18 protein-coding genes and 1 pseudogene are annotated in these 17,928 nt (G+C 33.8%); 6 read left to right on the forward strand and 13 right to left on the reverse strand.

The genetic code is table 11. The features are described from left to right. Positions 1-12: 12 nt before the first annotated feature. Positions 13-501, reverse strand: coding sequence for an arsinothricin resistance N-acetyltransferase ArsN1 family A (locus tag LJY09_RS26795; RefSeq protein ID WP_228307809.1), 489 nt, complete (start codon positions 499-501; stop codon positions 13-15). Between the two features lie 375 nt (positions 502-876). Between LJY09_RS26795 and LJY09_RS26800 the strand changes: the two genes are divergently transcribed. Both LJY09_RS26800 and LJY09_RS26805 read left to right on the forward strand, forming a co-directional pair. Next, the gene (locus tag LJY09_RS26800) at positions 877-1,170 is read left to right on the forward strand and encodes an ArsR/SmtB family transcription factor (protein ID WP_228307884.1); all 294 of its coding nucleotides are present in this window, start codon (positions 877-879) and stop codon (positions 1,168-1,170) included. A 79-nt stretch (positions 1,171-1,249) separates the two neighbouring features. Continuing rightward, complete coding sequence (locus tag LJY09_RS26805; RefSeq protein ID WP_047751976.1) at positions 1,250-1,678, forward strand: ArsI/CadI family heavy metal resistance metalloenzyme; 429 nt, start codon at positions 1,250-1,252, stop codon at positions 1,676-1,678. Positions 1,679-1,769: 91 nt separating this feature from the next. Here LJY09_RS26805 and LJY09_RS26810 read toward each other — a convergent pair whose 3' ends face one another. The 5 genes from LJY09_RS26810 to arsL form a co-directional block, all read right to left on the reverse strand. After that, entirely contained in the window at positions 1,770-2,912 is a 1,143-nt protein-coding gene (locus tag LJY09_RS26810; protein WP_228307810.1) for an inorganic phosphate transporter, read from the reverse strand. Between the two features lie 121 nt (positions 2,913-3,033). Then, positions 3,034-3,417 (reverse strand): ArsD-related vicinal cysteine protein VcpD, encoded by a 384-nt coding sequence (gene vcpD, locus LJY09_RS26815; protein ID WP_228307811.1) that lies wholly within the window; start codon positions 3,415-3,417, stop codon positions 3,034-3,036. 13 nt (positions 3,418-3,430) lie between these two features. Continuing rightward, positions 3,431-4,540, reverse strand: coding sequence for a GTP-binding protein (locus LJY09_RS26820; RefSeq protein WP_228307812.1), 1,110 nt, complete (start codon positions 4,538-4,540; stop codon positions 3,431-3,433). A gap of 19 nt (positions 4,541-4,559) precedes the next feature. Then, on the reverse strand, positions 4,560-5,264 hold the full coding sequence (locus LJY09_RS26825; RefSeq protein ID WP_416339302.1) for an aquaporin: 705 nt from the start codon (positions 5,262-5,264) through the stop codon (positions 4,560-4,562). Between the two features lie 28 nt (positions 5,265-5,292). Beyond that, positions 5,293-6,567, reverse strand: coding sequence for an arsinothricin biosynthesis radical SAM protein ArsL (gene arsL, locus LJY09_RS26830; protein ID WP_228307814.1), 1,275 nt, complete (start codon positions 6,565-6,567; stop codon positions 5,293-5,295). Positions 6,568-7,097: 530 nt separating this feature from the next. Between arsL and LJY09_RS26835 the strand changes: the two genes are divergently transcribed. Further along, complete coding sequence (locus LJY09_RS26835) at positions 7,098-8,351, forward strand: helix-turn-helix domain-containing protein (protein ID WP_228307815.1); 1,254 nt, start codon at positions 7,098-7,100, stop codon at positions 8,349-8,351. 14 nt (positions 8,352-8,365) lie between these two features. Here the strand turns inward: LJY09_RS26835 and LJY09_RS26840 are convergent, their stop codons facing one another. The 3 genes from LJY09_RS26840 to LJY09_RS26850 are packed head-to-tail and all read right to left on the reverse strand — an operon-like array spanning position 8,366 to position 10,187. Further along, positions 8,366-8,656, reverse strand: coding sequence for an ArsR/SmtB family transcription factor (locus LJY09_RS26840; protein WP_228307816.1), 291 nt, complete (start codon positions 8,654-8,656; stop codon positions 8,366-8,368). Between the two features lie 2 nt (positions 8,657-8,658). Then, on the reverse strand, positions 8,659-9,882 hold the full coding sequence (locus tag LJY09_RS26845) for an ATP-grasp domain-containing protein (protein WP_228307817.1): 1,224 nt from the start codon (positions 9,880-9,882) through the stop codon (positions 8,659-8,661). Positions 9,883-9,893: 11 nt separating this feature from the next. Continuing rightward, positions 9,894-10,187, reverse strand: coding sequence for a carboxymuconolactone decarboxylase family protein (locus LJY09_RS26850; protein WP_047751984.1), 294 nt, complete (start codon positions 10,185-10,187; stop codon positions 9,894-9,896). Between the two features lie 201 nt (positions 10,188-10,388). Here LJY09_RS26850 and LJY09_RS26855 point away from each other — a divergent pair, with 201 nt between their 5' ends. After that, the gene (locus LJY09_RS26855) at positions 10,389-10,841 is read left to right on the forward strand and encodes a MarR family winged helix-turn-helix transcriptional regulator (protein ID WP_228307818.1); all 453 of its coding nucleotides are present in this window, start codon (positions 10,389-10,391) and stop codon (positions 10,839-10,841) included. A gap of 90 nt (positions 10,842-10,931) precedes the next feature. Then, positions 10,932-11,834, forward strand: a complete 903-nt coding sequence (locus tag LJY09_RS26860; protein ID WP_228307819.1) for a permease — start codon at positions 10,932-10,934, stop codon at positions 11,832-11,834. 798 nt (positions 11,835-12,632) lie between these two features. On the opposite strand, the gene LJY09_RS26865 is transcribed toward LJY09_RS26860, so the two are convergent. From LJY09_RS26865 to LJY09_RS26875, 3 genes are all read right to left on the reverse strand, one after another. Then, the gene (locus LJY09_RS26865; RefSeq protein ID WP_228307820.1) at positions 12,633-12,809 is read right to left on the reverse strand and encodes a DUF8096 family protein; all 177 of its coding nucleotides are present in this window, start codon (positions 12,807-12,809) and stop codon (positions 12,633-12,635) included. Between the two features lie 139 nt (positions 12,810-12,948). Further along, positions 12,949-13,758, reverse strand: a complete 810-nt coding sequence (locus tag LJY09_RS26870; protein WP_228307821.1) for a hypothetical protein — start codon at positions 13,756-13,758, stop codon at positions 12,949-12,951. A gap of 74 nt (positions 13,759-13,832) precedes the next feature. Further along, complete coding sequence (locus LJY09_RS26875; RefSeq protein WP_228307822.1) at positions 13,833-14,981, reverse strand: tyrosine-type recombinase/integrase; 1,149 nt, start codon at positions 14,979-14,981, stop codon at positions 13,833-13,835. A 479-nt stretch (positions 14,982-15,460) separates the two neighbouring features. On the opposite strand from LJY09_RS26875, the gene LJY09_RS26880 reads away from it, so the two are divergent. Further along, positions 15,461-16,432: a helix-turn-helix domain-containing protein gene (locus tag LJY09_RS26880; RefSeq protein WP_228307823.1), complete on the forward strand. Its 972-nt coding sequence runs from the start codon at positions 15,461-15,463 to the stop codon at positions 16,430-16,432. Between the two features lie 252 nt (positions 16,433-16,684). On the opposite strand, the pseudogene LJY09_RS26885 reads toward LJY09_RS26880, so the two are convergent. Continuing rightward, positions 16,685-17,840, reverse strand: a pseudogene (locus LJY09_RS26885) (IS3 family transposase). Between the last annotated feature and the right edge of the window lie 88 nt (positions 17,841-17,928).

Below are 17,928 nucleotides of genomic sequence, written 5' to 3' on the forward strand. Positions count from 1 at the left end.
GGATTTTACGAATTATTTAAGGATTTTCTCCATTGCCATCACATCTACATGCTGATCGTCTAATATTCCTTGTTCATAAAAAACGCCAACTTCTCGAAACCCCAAACTACGGTATAGTTTCTGACCTGCTTCATTAAAAGGAAAAGTCGAGAGAACTAGCTTATGAAAATTATTTTTCTTTGCGATAATTTCTAAGGTGTGCAATAAAGCTTTTCCAATCCCCTTTCCTCGACTCTCACGTTGAATATAGACGGATACATCAGCTACGCCATTATATGCACAACGATGAGAATAGGGATTTAAAGAAGCCCATCCGTCTATTTCTCCTTCTCTTTCGGCCACAATAACCTCATACCGATCATTGCGATGATACAACCATTCTTTTATGTAAGGTAAATCCTTTACATCTTCCTCTAAAGTAGCAATTCTGTCTTCAATTCCTTCGTTATAAATACTTAAAACTTGTGGTAAATCCTCTTCTTTCATGATTCGAACATTCATAAAACTCCCCCTATCTTAAGTCTTTAATTATTATATCAATTTTTTTTGATGTATTAATTGATTTCTGTAATTTTTTTGATATGATTAATACATCAAGAAATTTTGATTCATTCAATGTGAGGTTAAAATATGAGAATTAACAATTCAGGAAACCTATCTGTAGAGTATTTTCATGCTTATTTCCGATTAGTCGTCAATACACAAAATATAGACAAAAACGAAGCTAAAACCCTTATATTCAAACGTTTTTTTCATGATGATCCAATGTTACGCGGAAAAACTACGTATACAAATTTTGAAAAAGCATACAATACATTTACCTATTAAATCAAAAAAAGTTGATTAAGGAGAAGAGTAATGGATACAGTAAAAGATATGAAGCAAACATTTGAACAATACGAACAAAAGTTTAAAGCTCTTGCGGATCAAAAAAGACTAGAAATTATGCATGAGCTTTGTCAACGAGGTCAAACATGTGTGTGTGATTTAACTGAATTCTTTGGTATATCCCAGTCAAAACTATCCTATCACTTGAAGATTTTATTGGATGCTAACTTGATTACAAAAGAAAAAAAGGGAACTTGGAATTACTATGATCTAAACAACGAAGAGCTAAATCATTCATTGTCTGAGGAGCTACGTTGTTTATTTAAAAATGAAAAAGGATAATTTTATCCTTATTTTTTACCGGATATATCAATTTTTTTTGATTTAACGTAGTGCTTATATTACTAAGGAGGAATTTTAAATGAAATATGTTCATGTAGGAATTAACGTAACGAATTTAGACCAATCGATTGAGTTCTATCAAAAGGTATTTGGCATAAAACCTGAGAAGATAAAAGAAGACTATGCGAAATTTCTATTAGATGAACCAGGACTTAACTTTACTCTAAACGTACGTGATGAGGTAAACGGGAACCAAGTCAACCACTTTGGATTCCAAGTTAATGATGCAGAAGAAGTAATTGCTCATAAAGAACGATTAGAGAAAGAAGGATTCTTTGCTCGTGAGGAGATGGATACAACTTGTTGTTATGCTGTTCAAGATAAATTTTGGGTAACAGATCCGGACGGAAATGAATGGGAATTCTTTTACACTAAAGCAAATAGTGATGTTCATAAAATCAGCTCCAATGTAGGGCCAAATGAAAAAGCCCCTAAAACTTGTTGTTAAATGAAAAGCCTGCCTCTTCAAGGAGACAGGCTTTTTTTGAATCTCTAACATGTTCTTCTACTTCGGAAATCGTATAAAGATATAATAGCTGTTAAAGGAGTAACTTTAGAATATAGTAGAAGACCATTGCAATAATTCCGGCACCAGGTAAAGTAACAACCCAGGATAGAAGAATCTCTCTAATAACTCCGAAATTCATTGCTTCTCGTCCATTTTTTAATCCAGCTCCAATAATAGAAGAAGTACTTACATGGGTTGTAGAAGCCGGTAATCCAAATTGACTCGAGGCCATAACTAAAGAGGTGGTAGTGAGCACTGCTGATAAGGAGCTATTTTCATCTAATTTAGTCACTTTTTTTGCTAATAATTCCGTTACTGGCAGCCCTTTAATTAAGCTCCCTAGGCTCATCGCTACAGTAACTAAAATGAAGAATGAAAAAGGTAAGGTACTGCCTTGCTCTGAGGAACCATTTAATACAGAGACTAGTAAAGCAATTGCTACAATTTTTGGCGTATCATTAACCGACCGAACAAAACAAATTAAACCACTAGAGATCCAGGCAATACCTTTTCCTACTTGAGGATTGATTTTAATTTTGTCTACAAATAAATTAAGGAACCAAGCTATACATAAACCTAATACTGGACTAAGAAGTAAAGGTAAAACAAATTTACTTCCAAGATTCCCCCATAATACACTAGATACACCTTGTGAGATGCATGCGACTAAGATAACGGCTCCGATAATGGCATGTGTTGTAGAAACAGGTAATGAAAATTTAGTGGCAAGTGCTACCCAAAGAGTTGCCCCTAGTGCCATAGCCAAAGCCATGATACCTGTGAGTTGATATTCCGAATTCATTAAACCGGCAGTAAATAAACCAACTAGTTTAGAAGCAAGAAAGAAGGAACATACTCCTCCAATTACGGTCATGACAACGCCATATATTATAGCTGTTAACGCACTAGCGTAGCCAGAAGCTACTAATGAGGATACACCTTTAGAAACATCGTTTCCTCCATTTTCTGCTGCTAACCAAGCTACAACACATAACCCTATAAAAGTTATAAAAGACCCTGATGGCACAATACCAGTCATCACAAAGAAAGATGTAGTTAAAATGGCAATGATTAAACCGGTTAAAGGGTTAGTCCCAATATTTAATTTCTTTCTTAAACCTGTTTGAACTGCTATATCTGTACTTATCTTTTGATTTTGCATCTCTATCTTCAAACCCTTTCATCCTGATATAGTCCCTTAGCTTTAAGGAAGATTATCTTTTTATTTAGGAAGCCAATGTTTTATCTATAAGTCTTACTATGAATAAGGAGCCAGCATGCTGACTCCTTATCGCTTAATTAAATTCTTTTATTACCAATTCTAAGTGAGGCTTAGTAGCAAAGCTTACTAAGTTACCGTTTACTACAACAGCTGGCGTTACATATTTAAGAATCGTATCCTCACTTATATACTCAAATCCTCTTTTTTTAATCAATTCACTGAGTTTTTTCTGAGCCATTACTCGATCCATTGAAATATCATAATTATAAAGATGTACATTTACTGATTTATCAAAGTGCTCTTTTAATTGATCCTTTAACTCTAGACTTTCTTCATAAAAATTTTGGCTATCTTCACAGCAACCAGTATCTGTAACTAAATCTGCATCTGTATCACAACAATCTCCTTGGCCACTTGGGATACTTGGGAAAATTTCGATTAAATCATTTGATTTCATCTATTTGTCCTCCTTACATTACTTCGTATAAACGATGAACCGGTTTTGGTGGTAGTGGGCTAAAGCACTCATTATATGTTTCATTCCATTTCGTACCTAATTCTTTATTCAGAGCTCCAATGGCATCGGCCACCACCAGATTTAAGATAGCTGGAGATGCTTCAATACGGATATTTAAAACAACTCGTAGTTGTTTTGCATTTTGTACATTTTCCTCAGTAAATGTTGGTTCATCACCTGTATGAACCATACTCGCTTTCACGTATCCATCTTCAAGTCCTACATGAACTTTTAAATGTGCAATAGCCATTTTCTCTCTTATAAAGTGGGCATTTAATTTATCTAAGAAGCTTTCAGCCCACTGACGTGGGTCTACGTCTCGATCAGAACTTAAGTCACCTAAAATATTCATCCATGCTAATTGAGCTTCTCCCTCTGCATAGCGTTCGTAATCGATATCAAGTACTTTGTCTCCACCTAAATCTGTTGTTAACCATGTTTCTGTTAGTACATCAAGGTTATCTCCCCTTTCTGCGGAGATTGTTTGGATGACAGTTTGCGGATAACGTTGTTGTAAATAGTTATATAGTTTTTCAACTTCTTCAGAAGAGTAGCGATCTAATTTGTTCAGCGCGATGATATCTGCTTCAGCTAATTGCTTTTCAAAAATATAGCTTACTGACTGTGAAAAAGAAGGTCTTGTTTTATCCGTTGCATTAAGCTCATGCATTAATCTCGCTGGATCTACCACAATTGTTAAAGGTGCAGTCTTAAACTGTTCTGAATAATACTGTTTTAAAGGCTGAATCACAGTAGCAGCTAAATCTGTACAACTTCCCACAGCCTCTGCAATAATTACATCAGGCTGCTTTTCCTCTAATAAACCAGTTAAATTTTCATATAAATCTTCAAATTGGCAGCAGAAGCAACCACCTGTTACTTCTTTTGTATCTAGACCATTTTTACGAGCTAGCTCAGTATCAATTAACTCTTTTCCTTGATCATTCGTTACAATTGCGACACGATAGCCTTGCTCTTCAAGTTTTAAAGCTGAGTTAATCATTGTAGTCGTTTTACCAGCTCCTAAAAATCCTCCAAGTAACACTAGTTTTGCAGTTTTCATTTCCATTCCCCCTGTTTTTTTACTCTTCTTCATGAAGTATTTTATAAATTAAGGCAGCACTAATGGCCCCTAATACCGTGGCTACTAAGTAGACCCATAGAGTACTAAATGTACCTGATACTATTGCTGGACCAAATGATCGAGCAGGATTCATGGATGCTCCACTAATTGGACCACCAAACATTGCTTCTAGAGCTACAGTTGCTCCTATTGCCATGCCAGCAAATGACTTAACTGCTTTACCATGCACAGCTGATGTTAAAATAACCATCATAAGCACAAATGTTAAAACAAACTCTAAAACGAAACTTTGTATCCAAGAACCACTAGGTAGAGTAGACCCTAAGTGCGCTACATTCCCAAACATAAGTAATAAAGTTATGCTTGATGCAGATGCTGCGATCAATTGCGTAAAAAGGTATAGTGTCGCTTCTCTTTTGTTGATTTCACCGAGAAATAGAAAAGCGAGTGTGACTGCTGGATTAAAATGAGCTCCTGAGATATGTCCAAATGAATAAATTAAAGCCAATACAACCAAACCAAACGTGATGGCTACTCCAACATGAGTTAAACTCTTTGTAAGAGAGTCAACAACAATTGCTCCTGTCCCTGCAAAAACAAGAAAATAGGTCCCAATGAACTCTGCTATCAATTTTTTCTTTGTTTCAGCGTAAGGGTCTAGCTTTGGTAAGACATGTGCTTGCCTAACAGGAGCTGCTACCATAGATTTCTCAGCCACTAGTTATTCCTCCTTAGCACTTCAAGCAGCATCGCTTGAAGATTCCCTCTTCAGCTGGCGTTAACATTTCAAAATAAAGTTCGTCCAGTTTGGGATCTGGATGCTTCCAGTCATAGTGAAATTCATGTTCTTCTAAATCTAAGGATTTAATAGATTCCTTGTGTAATAATGGAGAACCTTTATACAAATATAGTCTTGTTTCATATTGAATTGGATCTACAATGTTCCCTAATTGGTTTTCTTCTACGAAAGATCTGAACGTTGTAAGATCTTCAAATTTAGTCCATGGATTAAACATAATAAAAGTTGGATTTAATTTGATATCAATTTCCCTTAAGTAAGCAATCGCTTCTTCGATATCTGAAACCGTCGTATCTTTTGCGACAGCATCAAGTACTTCTTCTGAAGGAAATTCTAATGCTGACGTAATAAATTTAACTCCTAAGTTCTTCATTTCTAAAAGAGTTTCTTTATTTTCTAAGATGTGATCTACGCGAGTTGTAAAATCATATGTTAAGTCAGGGAATTCTTCGTGAAGTTTACGTAAAATTTTGATTCCATGATATTTCGCATTAAAGAAATCTGCATCGATGAATGTAAGGTGCGTCATTCCTCCTGCTACGAGATTTCGAATATCTGTTAACACGATATCCTCTGGAACTAAAATAACTTTGCCGTCGTATGCTGCAAATACTGAACAATATAAGCATTTATGATGACAGCCCCTAGCAATTTCAGTTGAGCCTACAACTTCTTCTGATCCTAAAATATGATTAATTTGTTTTTGAGGGTATTTATACAAAGGTGGTAGTAAATCTCGTGAAGGTATGTCTAGGTGATTACGTGCCATGTAAGGATGTATTGATTCCCCTTTTATAGCTTGTTCAGCGCTTAATAATCCTGGAATCTTTTCTTGTACATCGCCTGAAAGATGCTTAGCTAATAAAGTTAATGGGTGTTCCCATTCCCCACAAATACAGGAATCACTATATTTACCAGCTAAACGATTAGCATTGATAGTAGCATGTTGTCCAAAAAATGTGATGTGAGCTTTGGAGTTAAGGTTAGCTGCTTGTTTTGCAATTTCTATTCCAGCATGAACTGCGTCAAATAGGGGAACCGAAATTGCAATTAAATCTTTATCTAGAAATTTTTCTTCAACTATTCCTTCAACATACGTATCTAAAATCGAAACGTTAAATCCTTCTTTGATTAAAGGTGTTGCTGCTGTGGCAATAGTGTTGGGTTGAAAGCCGCCTTCAAAGTTTGAAACTAGTAAAATATTCATCATTTAATCCCCCTGATTTCTTCTTATGGCCAAACCGGATCTGTCATCAGCATGATAATAGTAGTTGCTGCTATCGTTGCGTACATAAACCCAATTTTACATTTCAATTTTGATTTCATTTATTTATTTAAACTCTTGGCCAAACTGGGTCTGACATCATGATAATAACAGCTGCTGCCATTGTAACCTTCATAAACAAAACCTTATATTTTAATTTCATCGTCCTATCCCCTTTTTTAAAAATATTCAAAATATTTAAGTTGTATTTGTCTACCAATCACAATAAGGGTAATTCTTCTTTAATAGTTTTCAAACTAAAACCTAATCTTCCTCCTTATAACATTAACTAACATTAGTTAACATTTTTTATTTTTATTTACTTTTGTTATTAATGTTAAATCTTTAAGTAAATAGTAATAGATGTGGAATTCCTTGTCAACATATTTTGAACATTTAACAAACTATTTACATTTTGTTCAAAAATGTTAATAATAGAGATAGGTAAATAAGAAAAGATTGGGGTAGTTTTTATGTTAGGTCAGCGCATAAAAGAATTAAGAAAAGAATCCAAGTTAACGCAGCAAGATTTATCAGAAGGCATCATTACTAGAAGCTATCTAAGCCAAATTGAAAAAGGCCTTGTTCAGCCCTCATTTGATGTATTAGAAAAGTTAAGCGAAAAACTTGATTGTACAGTTGATGATTTCTTTAAAACAATAGAAAACAAAGACTTACTTTTATCACAAGTGAAAAAAGAAATAAAAACTGCAGAAAACCAAGTAAATGCGAATTCATTTGATAAAGTTGAAACATTTATTCAGAAGAAAGAATATTTGTCTCGTAACGATTTAAATGAATATGACAAAGGCATTTTAATGTGGATACATGGAAAGTATTATGAGTATAAAAAAGACTACAATCATGCTATTACTTTTTTTGAAAAGAGTTATTCCCAGCTTGAAAAAGGCAAACATACGAATGAGATGCTACGCTCTTTAGATTCCCTAGGATCTTGTCACAGTCAGGTTAGCAATAATGAAAAAGCCCTTCATATCTTAAATAAAGCGTATCGTATTATGATTTATGACCAAATTAGTGGAATGATAAGGATATCAATTTTAGTTAATCTAGGGGTTGTTCACGGTAAATTAAAGGAGTTTTATTCTGCCATTAACTTTTTAGAAGAAGCAAGAGATCTAAATGATAATCTAGGTACTTTTTATAAATCTGGGGAAATCTTTATGGCTTTAGGAATTTGTAATATGGAGTTGAAACGTTATAAAGATGCCAAAGTCTCTTACGAACGGGCTCTTAAATATTTTAAACTTAGTGAAAATAAATACCATGAAGCCGGTACCTATACAAATCTAGGAATTTTATTTTCTTACCAAAAAGACTATTATCAAGCTGACCTTGATTTGAGAACAGCTATAAATATTTATAAGAATGTTAACGCTGAAGAAGCACGAATTATGAATGCGCAGGTAGAACTTGCAAGAGTATATTATTTACAAGAAGAATATGTACAAGCGTCTTCTTTATGCGAGGACATTATAAAGCTGAATGACGTTAATAAGCATAAGGCACAGGCATTCGAACTTTTAGGAGATATTAATTATAAATTATCTAATACAGAGACCTCACTAAAGAATTATGAGGAGGCAAAAAAGATTTTAGTAAATCAAGCAATGCCATGTGATCATGTATGCAAAAAGGTGGCCGACGTTTACTTCCATTTAGGAGACTATCAGAAAGCTGCAGATTCCTATAAAGAATGCTTTTAATAAAAAACAGTGAGTTACTTGGACTCACTGTTTTTTATTATTTCTTGGTAGGTAACAGGCGACAGAATACTTTTAACTTCTTTATCATTTACCTGATAGTAACACCAAGTTCCTCTTTCGCAACGGATAAGGATTCCCGCATCTACAAGTAATTTTAGGTGATAAGATAACTTCGATTGAGAAATATCAAACTTTTTTTGTAGATCAGAGACACATAACTCCTTACAGCAGGAAATTTCCTTTAAAAGTGCAAGTCTAGTTTTATCACCAAGAGCTTTAAATTTATTTTCAACGTCTATAATCATATTTAAATCCCCAACAAGTTCCCAATTTTTAGAGATAACTTCTTTTCTATGGAATCTGCTATGCTACTTGAAAGGTTCTGTTCATCTCCATAGACAATGAAGTAGCCTAAACGTTCAAAATTACTTTCGGTTCGTTTGACTGATTCCCCATTTTTAACATACCACTTTTGTTCTTTTATGCAGGAAGACCGGAACTGTTCGTCAAACTGTACTTTTCCATCCTGATTAGCTAAAAGAAATCGAATAGAAGCAGATGGAACAGTAGATGAAGATGTCACTAAAGAGTCGATGCCTTTACCTAAAGTAACAAGGAAAGCTAATGCTTTAAGATCAATCCCCGTGACTGCTTTGACGAGATGTGGTATCTCATCACCTCCTGGTCGAGCGTTTACTTCTACAATTCTTGGCCCTTTTTTTGTTAATTTCACTTCAGTATGAGTAACAGCAAAATCCACACCTAAAGCAGCTAAGCTTTGTTCTACTAGCCTTTTAATTTCATTCTCTTCATTATCATTTAAGTTTGCAGGAAAGTCATGTCCTACTTCAATAGAAAGAGGGTATGGAGTTACAAGTTTCTTTGTAATTCCAATAATAGTAGTTTGGGCATTAACCGTTACAGACTCAATACTAAACTCCGGCCCATCTAAAAACTCTTCAATAAGTATGTCTGAATCAATGGTTTGACCCACGATATTCTTCTTACTTTGCACAATATGTTTAATAGCTGTTGATATTTCTGAGTGATTCTGGCATAAGTAAACATTTTTACTTCCTGAATCGTTAGATGGTTTGACGATAAGAGGAAAATCCATGCCTTGAAGTTGAGATTCTAGCTTCTTTTCAGAAGTAACAAGACGATATTGAACCTCTCCTACACCAGATTCATTTAATTTTTGCCTAGCCATTTTTTTATTTCTACATCTTAAGCTAGCTTCATAAGGTAGTTGATACTTTAATTGCAGCATTTCACTTATCTTAGATGCTAAAGGAATTCGATATTCATTCATAGTAAAAACCGAAATTATATCAAGTTGATTAGCCAGTTCTAGACACTTTTCTAACACGGTTTCTTCATGGTTTAAATCAATCTCAACAGGCACATCCACATCGAAAATTTCATCAAATGAAATCTCTTTTCTTAATAAAATGGTTTTATAACCTTGTTCTTGTACCAATTGAACTTCATTATCTCTAGGGCTAACTAAAATAACATATTGATTATCCATAGATCGTCTCCTTACTGGCAGCATGTAGAGGATGATTTACTTTCTACCTTTAACTCAACTTGATCCTTTAATTTTTGAGAGTTTACAGCGATTGCAATACCTGTTATTTGACCGATTTCTTCTTTTGTAAACCCTAATTGTTTAGCTGTTAGAACTGCGTTCTTCAATGTAGCTTGATCATTTAACAAAGTAGCTGATGTTAGAATAGCTACAACTTTTTCTCTTTCAGGTAATGTGCCTCCTTCTACTGCTTCAGTAAAAAAGGTTTCAAAATAAGAATTTAATTTTTGATTTAAAGCTAACATGTTTACAACACTCCTTTTAACTTAATTAACATTTTTATGCAAAAAATAAAAATGTTATCTATTGTTAATTAAATGATATAACCAATTATTAGGTGCGTCAATAAAAAAATTCTGAAAAAAATGGTAATTAATTTGTTGACAATTGAAATAGTTGTAGATTACAATTGTTTCAACAAGCAAATAAGGTGTGGTGAAAAGGATATGAACAACGTAAAAGTAGGAAAAGAATCTCATCAATTTCGTCAGATGCTGCAAATTTTAATTAGACGCTTTGGTTTACTTGAAAAAGAAGGTGCCCAATGTTGTGGGGTTTCCTTAGTACAAAGTCATATATTATTTGAAGTGGAGCGCACAAAAAAACCTTCATTAAATGAACTATCGTCTTCATTAGGTCTAGACAATAGTACATTAAGTCGTCATATTCAAGGGTTGGTAGAACGCAATTTAGTAAGTCGTATACAATCCCCTACCGACCGTAGATATGTAACGATTACACTTACTCCTGAAGGAGAGAAATACGAAGATGAAATTGCTAAACAGATGAATGTATATATTCAAGAAATCCTTTCTAACGTACCAGAAAATAAACGTGGTCAAGTTTTAGAAAGTATTGATTTAATTTTGGAGGCTATGAGAAACAGCAGTTGCTGTTAATGCCTCTTTTTCTAAAAGTAATAGTTGTATTTTGCAACTATTGTAAATATACATAGTTTCAAAATTTAAATGAATTAGGAGGAATGCTTTATGCCAGATGTAGTAACCAAAGTATTATTGGAGTTTCTATCTTTAAGTAAGAACTTATTAGTTTTATTCCTTGGTATTTCTTTTTTCATTAGTTTTATTCAAGCCTATGTTCCTTTTGAAAAAGTAGAAAAATGGATGGGTAGTAAAAACCCTTTTCTAGGAAACTTAGCAGGTGCCTTGCTTGGATTTATTACGCCTTTCTGTTCATGCTCCACTATTCCGTTACTGGTAACCATGCTTAATCGTAATGTTCCTTTCCAAACCGTAATGACTTATTTATTTACTTCACCTTTATTAGATCCTTGGATTTTAGGGTTGATGGCTTATATTTATGGGGTAAAGGTAACAGCTATTTACGCCGTCACAACTTTTGTTTTCTCTATGATCATTGGATGGTACTTAGATAAGAAAAACTATAAAGAGCAAGTAAAGAAAGTCATGATTAAAGGGAATCTCCCAGAGCAAGATGAACGTCGCAGAAAAGATCTTGTCTTAAACATTAAGGAATCCATTAAGGAAACTATAGATTTAATTCGTTCAGTTCTCGTATATATATTAATTGGTGCATTCGTAGGAGCAATTATTAAAGAGGCAGTGCCAACCAACTTCTTAACATTTATTTCTGATCAAAACCAATGGTGGGTTATTCCGTTAGCAGCTATTATTGGAGTTCCATTATACATTCGTCTATCAACGATGTTACCAATTGCTCAAGCTTTACTTGTTAATGGATTCCCTATTGCTCCGACTATGGCGCTGCTAATAGGAGGTGCTGGTGCAAGTTTACCTGAAATTATTATGTTGAAGAGTATTTTCCACAAGAAATTAGTAAGTGCGTTTATTGTATCAGTATTTTTAATGGCAACTGTTTCAGGCTATTTATTCTTAGTATTAGAACTTTAATGGAGGTGGATGAAAATGGGTCTAATGTCGATTTTTAAAGGAAATAAGAAAGAGAAAGATTGTTGCAATATTGAGATTGTGGAAGTAAAAGAAGAAAAAAGCACTTGTTGCTCAAGTGAAAACAATAAAGTTCAGAAGAAAGAAGCATAACATAATAAAGGAGTGATTGATTATGATGTATGAATTAGAGTTTATACTCATGCAAGAGCAACGTGCAATGAATTACGCATCCCGTCAACAGATACATGATACTAATTCATTAGCTCAAGAGACTTACCTTTCAAAAATAAAAGGTATTGTATCTAGAAACTCTAATGTCACAAAGTCTAATTCTCAATGTTGTGTCCAATGTTGCTAACATTGAAAATAACAGATAATTTTAAATTATAAGTATAATATAGATAAAATAATGGTATAGTGGGAGATAAAACTACCTTATGAATTATAAGTGGGGAGGTTTTATCTTCCTTTTTTATTCTGCTTTTCTAAAAAATAAGACGAGGAGTATTTGAATGAATAATGTTATTAATTTTTATGAGTTCCGTAGACATAGAAAAATCAAGAAATTTCTTCGTTTCGTTGTAGTAATAGGGATCATTACTATATTTCTGCTGTTTTCTTATCTTCTAATTGTAACAGGAATGCAACACCCTACCGAGTTTCCTTCTTACATTGAGCCTAAACCGTAATGTTTAAATTATTAGCCTTCTCGCTTAAACTTAAATATCTATTACTAAACCATATTACATATAAATAAAAAGGCCCCTTCAAATTCTGAAGGACCCAGTTATCATATGTTTATATACTCTTCTTCATTCCGCATTCCCGGCATTCACGTAAGAAAACGCCACCTTTTACAGAACTTTTGAAGTAAGCTGAATTACAGTTATCGCATGGGCCACTAACCTTATCCGGAAATTGAGCATAGTCATATACTTTATCAAAATCAATTTCTTGCTCCTTCATTTCTTCCATGTTAATCACTCTTCTCTATTTTGCTTTTATTAGACAATTACTTGAGTTTAATCAATCTAATACTACCTTGACAGGGTGTGTGATTTTAACTTCAATAATATTTATGTCTATAAAAGATGCAGATTTAGTTTGATAAGAATTATTTTTCAAAATGTAAATAGCTACGCAGGATTTTCCTTACATGTTCAAGTTTTATACGAGACCTTTGAAGATAAACTATACTTGGCTCATATATATGTACCAAGCTTAAAACATCCAGCTCATGGACAGAAGAGTAAGGTTCTTTTAGTAACTTAAATTTAGAGGTTAAATAATGAGATATGAAGTCTATATCGTTCACAATCTCTCTCAATGCATTCTCTTCATCTTTTTCTAAATATACTACAAGTAAATTAAAAGACGTTTTTAAAAATGAAACCTTTTCTTCAATATTGTGAAGTTGATGAGAAGCGCATTCCACCATGTTTTTTACATTCTCTGCCTCAAATTCTTGTATAACATGCTCTTGTGACTTTGGATAAGTAGACAAAAACTCTTTTTTATATTTTATTTTCAACTTCATGCGACGTTCAAAATCAGCTGTTTCACTATGGAAATATTCTAAGATACCTCGTGACTCTTCCAAGTTCTTTTGAAAGTCCAATATAGCTTCTGTTCTCTTATCTCTAAAGTATTCAATTTGAGCCAATTCTCTTTGGTGACTTAATTGTTTCTCTAACAATTCTGCTTGATGACCTATTTGAATTTTCTGTGTTCTAGCATTCATAAGCTGTGTGACCAATAAAGTAGCAAGTGCTACAATAGCCGTTAAAATACCGGTTAGCAATGTCCAAAAACCCACTGGCAATCCATTCATGAAGTCTTTTATATCTCCAAGTGAGCTACCCTTAAAATGTTTAATTAACCACCAAATCAGTAAAGCTACCCAATATCCTAATATCCCAATCATTTTGACTCCAATCTATAATATTAGTTAACTAATATACTAATAGTTTTATGAGGTATTGAAGAATATTATTTCAATTAAAAATCTTGTTCCTTCCACATTAGCCCAATTTCTTGCTCTCTTTGCAAAACCTTCTCTAGATAACGTTCCGTTGTTTTACGATCACTATGGCCAAGCTCCTTTTGAATTAAGAAAATATCGGCTCCCTGCTGCCTACTATAAATCGCATAAAAATGACGGAAATAATGAGGCGTAATCCTGTCATTCCGTTCTTTTACAAAAGGTAATTCCGTTCGTTCAATGATACGCACAATATAATTACTTAAGTTTTTATATTGATAATAGTCTCCATCTTTAGTTGGAAATAATGGACCTTGATCACTTGAATTTAATGCTGTACTGACATGACGCCGTTCTCGAAAAGCAAGAATACGTTTATAAAGATTTGGATGGAGTAACTTATCAAATTTCTTTCCACCCTTCCCTACTCCTCTTAGTCGATAATGACCACTTAAACTGTCTAGGTATATGTCTCCCCACGAGGCTTTAGCTATTTCTTGAACACGAAGGCCTGTCATGGCTAGCATCGTTAACAATCCATGATTAATGGGATGATCTTTGTAGTAGTCTAGCAGCTGTTTGACTTCATGATAATACAAATCTCGGTTCGGAATTTCTTGTTCAGATAGTGATGTACTCAAGATTTCTTTATGTAAAGAATGCTGGATATATTTTATTTCATGTAACCACTTCATAAAACTCTTTAAAATCGTCATTTTGGCATCTAAAGTTGCGGGTGAATAAGGTTTCCCACCCTTACCCAATAATGCGGTACTTAAATAGGCCTGGTAGTTACGTATATGCCAAGGACGTAGGTTTTTAAAAATAGCTTCTTCTATATAATAGTCAACATCTTGGCGCAGGAACGACTCACTTTGTACCGCATACTGATAAAACTGCAACAAAATCCGTACGTATTCGGTTTTTGTATTTTCTTTTCGTTCTCGATCCTTTCTGATATGCTTTCGTTGATGGACATAGTAGTACATCATTTCTTCATCCGTAAAATCGCTAAACATATCTTCATTTTTTCTCTGGTGATGCTCATTTCTTTCTTCTAAGGCATCGTAGTATGTAGTGTCCAGCATTAATGAAACGATTTTATTGAAATCTCCTTTTCTTTCCCTTACTTCTGTTCCTACATGTACTAATGAGAAATCTTGCATAAAACCTCTCCTTTCGTAAAGCATGCCATCTTATTTATAGATCTCCCTTGTCTTAAGATATCTTTTTCTCTATTCAGGGGTTAAGTTTCTGTTTATATGTATATAGATTACAACTACCCTTTTAAACGCATTGATAATTTTAATAAAAATGTTAAAAATACTAGCTGTAATAAATAAATATATAAGGTTTCTATAATTAAATACTCTTTTACAGTTACTTATTATATTTATTACTTATTAATTGTAACTTATTTAAAAGTAAAAGTGTAAACTTACTTTTTGTAAAAATAGTTTATTATTTATATAGTTTGTAGAAAAATCTCCTATTTGTCATCATCTAAAGTAAATATTAAAACATAAAATTATATAAGTTAGTTTTATCATTTACATATCTGTTAAGAAAACTTTTAATATATAACTATATGTAAATATGATATAATTAATTATTAGATAAAAGAAAAAGATTAGGAGTGTATGTCATGATTGATAATCCTACTAAAATTATTACCATTGAAGATGTGATGGAGATGTTATCTATTTCATCAAAGAAAACGATTTATACATATATTCAACAAGGAAAATTGAATCCTATTAATAAAGATGACTGGCATATTGAAGGACGCTATGAATTTGATATCGAGGATGTTGTTCGTTTACAAGAAGAGTTAAAGAAGCCTGGGCTTACGACAAAAGAAGTCGCGCAGCAACTGGATATCTCCGTCACAACAGTCAATAAGTATATTAAACAAGAACTGTTACCAGCGTTCCAAGAAGAATACCGGGGAATCAATTGTTATTTTGTGAATGAGGAAGATTTAGAAGAGTTTAAGCGTACTCATGAGGTTGGGCGCAAACCAAGTAAGCGACATTTTTATCATGCCGAACAAAACATTGCGCTATTTCAGCTTTTTGTGAAGAAAGACGAAGAAAAAGAGCAGCTTGCCCGTATTATCTCGGTAGAGGATCCAATTATGGCTGTTACAGAACAGCATGAAGAGATAACATTAGAGGAATTACTTCATCGAGGCTTTGAAGCAGCCTATAAAATTGAATCTAAAAAAACGATTACCAAAGAAGGATATGCCACGTTTGCTTTTAAGCAGACAGCTTATGCGAAATCACAGCTTTATAAGCTCATGGATTTATTTTATCAGTACCTAAGCCCCACCAATATGAGGATTACACCACAAGAAGAGAAAGAGCAATTTATCGTTGAAATCAAACCTGTATTATTGACGGAATCAGCACAAGAAATCGTGGAGTTATTAGAGTCGGTCCTTATCTCAGGGAATATTAATAAACGCAGCCGTGGGATTTATATTGATAGCGACTTAGAAGTTATACGGGTAAAAGTAACAAGTGATTTGAAAGAAGAGTTACAGCAAAAAGCGAAAAAATTAGGTAAAAGAAACATTGAGGAATTGTTATTATATGCAGTAGAAAAATTATAAAATGAAATAAGAATAGCACAAAATAAGAATAGCACAAAATAAGGCAAGCCAACAAGAATGGCTTGCCTTTACAAATGAAGAAGATGTCTACTTTAAATTTATATCATATGCAGAACCAGTTTACATATAGCGTATTTTCGGTATAAAAAATATTTTTGCTTGTATATCAGATACATATTTGGATTAAAAATTAAAAACCCCTATTAACCATGGGACTGCACCCTGTTTGTAAGACAGGACTCAAAGCACCTTTTAAACAGCCAGCTGCCGGTATTGTACTGGTGACTGGTTGTTTAGTTTCGTTTGAATACGGGCATTGTTGTAATAAGTAATATAGTTTTCGACAATTTGTTCGACGATGGTGGTCGTCGTATATGTTAACTCGTCGAGGTAGAACGTTTCAGACTTTAGCGAGGAATGAAACGATTCAATGGAGGCATTATCTGCGGATGTTCCTTTACGGGACATCCGCAGATAATGCCTCTTTCTTTAATTTTTTGTTGATGGAGATGCGATGTGTACACAGATCCTTGGTCACTATGCAACGTACATTCTTTAGGTAAAAAAGGAAGTTGGCTTAACGTATCTAAGACAAATTCTACATTTTGATGATCACCAATCGAATATGCAATGATTTCCCCATTAAATAAATCTTGAATACTTGAAAGATACAACTGCTTAGGTCCAAAAGGCAAGTAGGTAATATCAGTTACTAATTTCTGAAGAGGGCGATCAGCTTGAAACTCACGATTTAATATATTCTCTGCAACCTGATAAGGTTGCCCTGTTTGCTTTCGTTTTTTTCGTTTTACGCGACATTGCCAAGCGTATTTCTGCATGACACGTTGTACAAATTTATGGTTAATCTTCATCGTTCGATTAAGTAAGGCTGTAATTTTTCGATAGCCATATCGGAACTTATGTTTTTGACATTGCTCACCGATCTGTTGTTCCATCCATTTCTTTTTCTTTGTCCGTTCTGATTGTTCCTGTTTCCTCGAGCAATAATAAGTCAATCGAGGGATATCAAGGTGCTGACAGATTTGATAGACTGGCATCTTATCTTTTAACTCTTCTACTACGTTCACTACGATTTCTAGGACCACTTCCTCTCCAATTCCTTGTACTTTTTTAAGACCTCAATCTGTTGTGTTAAATACCGGTTTTCTGCTTTCAATTTTGACATTTCGTTTTTAAAGCCAGGTCCCTTTACATATGAATACTGCTTGCCTACAGGCTGTTCAAATCGAGGCATTTCTCCATTTTTATACCATCTCATCAACCTTTTTAATTGGGTGTAACTGCGAATATTTAATTGGGAAAGCACTTCTTTGACAGGTATACCAGCTAATCTCATCTCAATAGCTTTTATCTTTAACTCTGCTGGATAACTAACTCTTGTCCTCATAGAAAAAACACCTCCAAGTGATTGTTAGGTAGTATATACCCGTTTTTTAACTTAAAGGTGTTTTTTATTTGTCTCACTATTAGGGGTC

The organism is Priestia sp. J2, assembly GCF_020790095.1.
Taxonomy (GTDB): Bacteria; Bacillota; Bacilli; order Bacillales; family Bacillaceae_H; genus Priestia; species Priestia zanthoxyli.

Coding starts and splice junctions, on each gene's coding strand:
- LJY09_RS26870 (WP_228307821.1), bottom strand. CDS start 13,758: ATGATTGGGATATTAGGATATTGGGTAGCTTTACTGATTTGGTGGTTA.
- LJY09_RS26820 (WP_228307812.1), bottom strand. CDS start 4,540: ATGAAAACTGCAAAACTAGTGTTACTTGGAGGATTTTTAGGAGCTGGT.
- LJY09_RS26855 (WP_228307818.1), top strand. CDS start 10,389: ATGAACAACGTAAAAGTAGGAAAAGAATCTCATCAATTTCGTCAGATG.
- LJY09_RS26835 (WP_228307815.1), top strand. CDS start 7,098: ATGTTAGGTCAGCGCATAAAAGAATTAAGAAAAGAATCCAAGTTAACG.
- LJY09_RS26845 (WP_228307817.1), bottom strand. CDS start 9,882: ATGGATAATCAATATGTTATTTTAGTTAGCCCTAGAGATAATGAAGTT.
- arsL (WP_228307814.1), bottom strand. CDS start 6,567: ATGAATATTTTACTAGTTTCAAACTTTGAAGGCGGCTTTCAACCCAAC.
- vcpD (WP_228307811.1), bottom strand. CDS start 3,417: ATGAAATCAAATGATTTAATCGAAATTTTCCCAAGTATCCCAAGTGGC.
- LJY09_RS26795 (WP_228307809.1), bottom strand. CDS start 501: ATGAATGTTCGAATCATGAAAGAAGAGGATTTACCACAAGTTTTAAGT.
- LJY09_RS26840 (WP_228307816.1), bottom strand. CDS start 8,656: ATGATTATAGACGTTGAAAATAAATTTAAAGCTCTTGGTGATAAAACT.
- LJY09_RS26805 (WP_047751976.1), top strand. CDS start 1,250: ATGAAATATGTTCATGTAGGAATTAACGTAACGAATTTAGACCAATCG.
- LJY09_RS26860 (WP_228307819.1), top strand. CDS start 10,932: ATGCCAGATGTAGTAACCAAAGTATTATTGGAGTTTCTATCTTTAAGT.
- LJY09_RS26825 (WP_416339302.1), bottom strand. CDS start 5,264: ATGGTAGCAGCTCCTGTTAGGCAAGCACATGTCTTACCAAAGCTAGAC.
- LJY09_RS26865 (WP_228307820.1), bottom strand. CDS start 12,809: ATGGAAGAAATGAAGGAGCAAGAAATTGATTTTGATAAAGTATATGAC.
- LJY09_RS26875 (WP_228307822.1), bottom strand. CDS start 14,981: ATGCAAGATTTCTCATTAGTACATGTAGGAACAGAAGTAAGGGAAAGA.
- LJY09_RS26800 (WP_228307884.1), top strand. CDS start 877: ATGAAGCAAACATTTGAACAATACGAACAAAAGTTTAAAGCTCTTGCG.
- LJY09_RS26880 (WP_228307823.1), top strand. CDS start 15,461: ATGATTGATAATCCTACTAAAATTATTACCATTGAAGATGTGATGGAG.
- LJY09_RS26850 (WP_047751984.1), bottom strand. CDS start 10,187: ATGTTAGCTTTAAATCAAAAATTAAATTCTTATTTTGAAACCTTTTTT.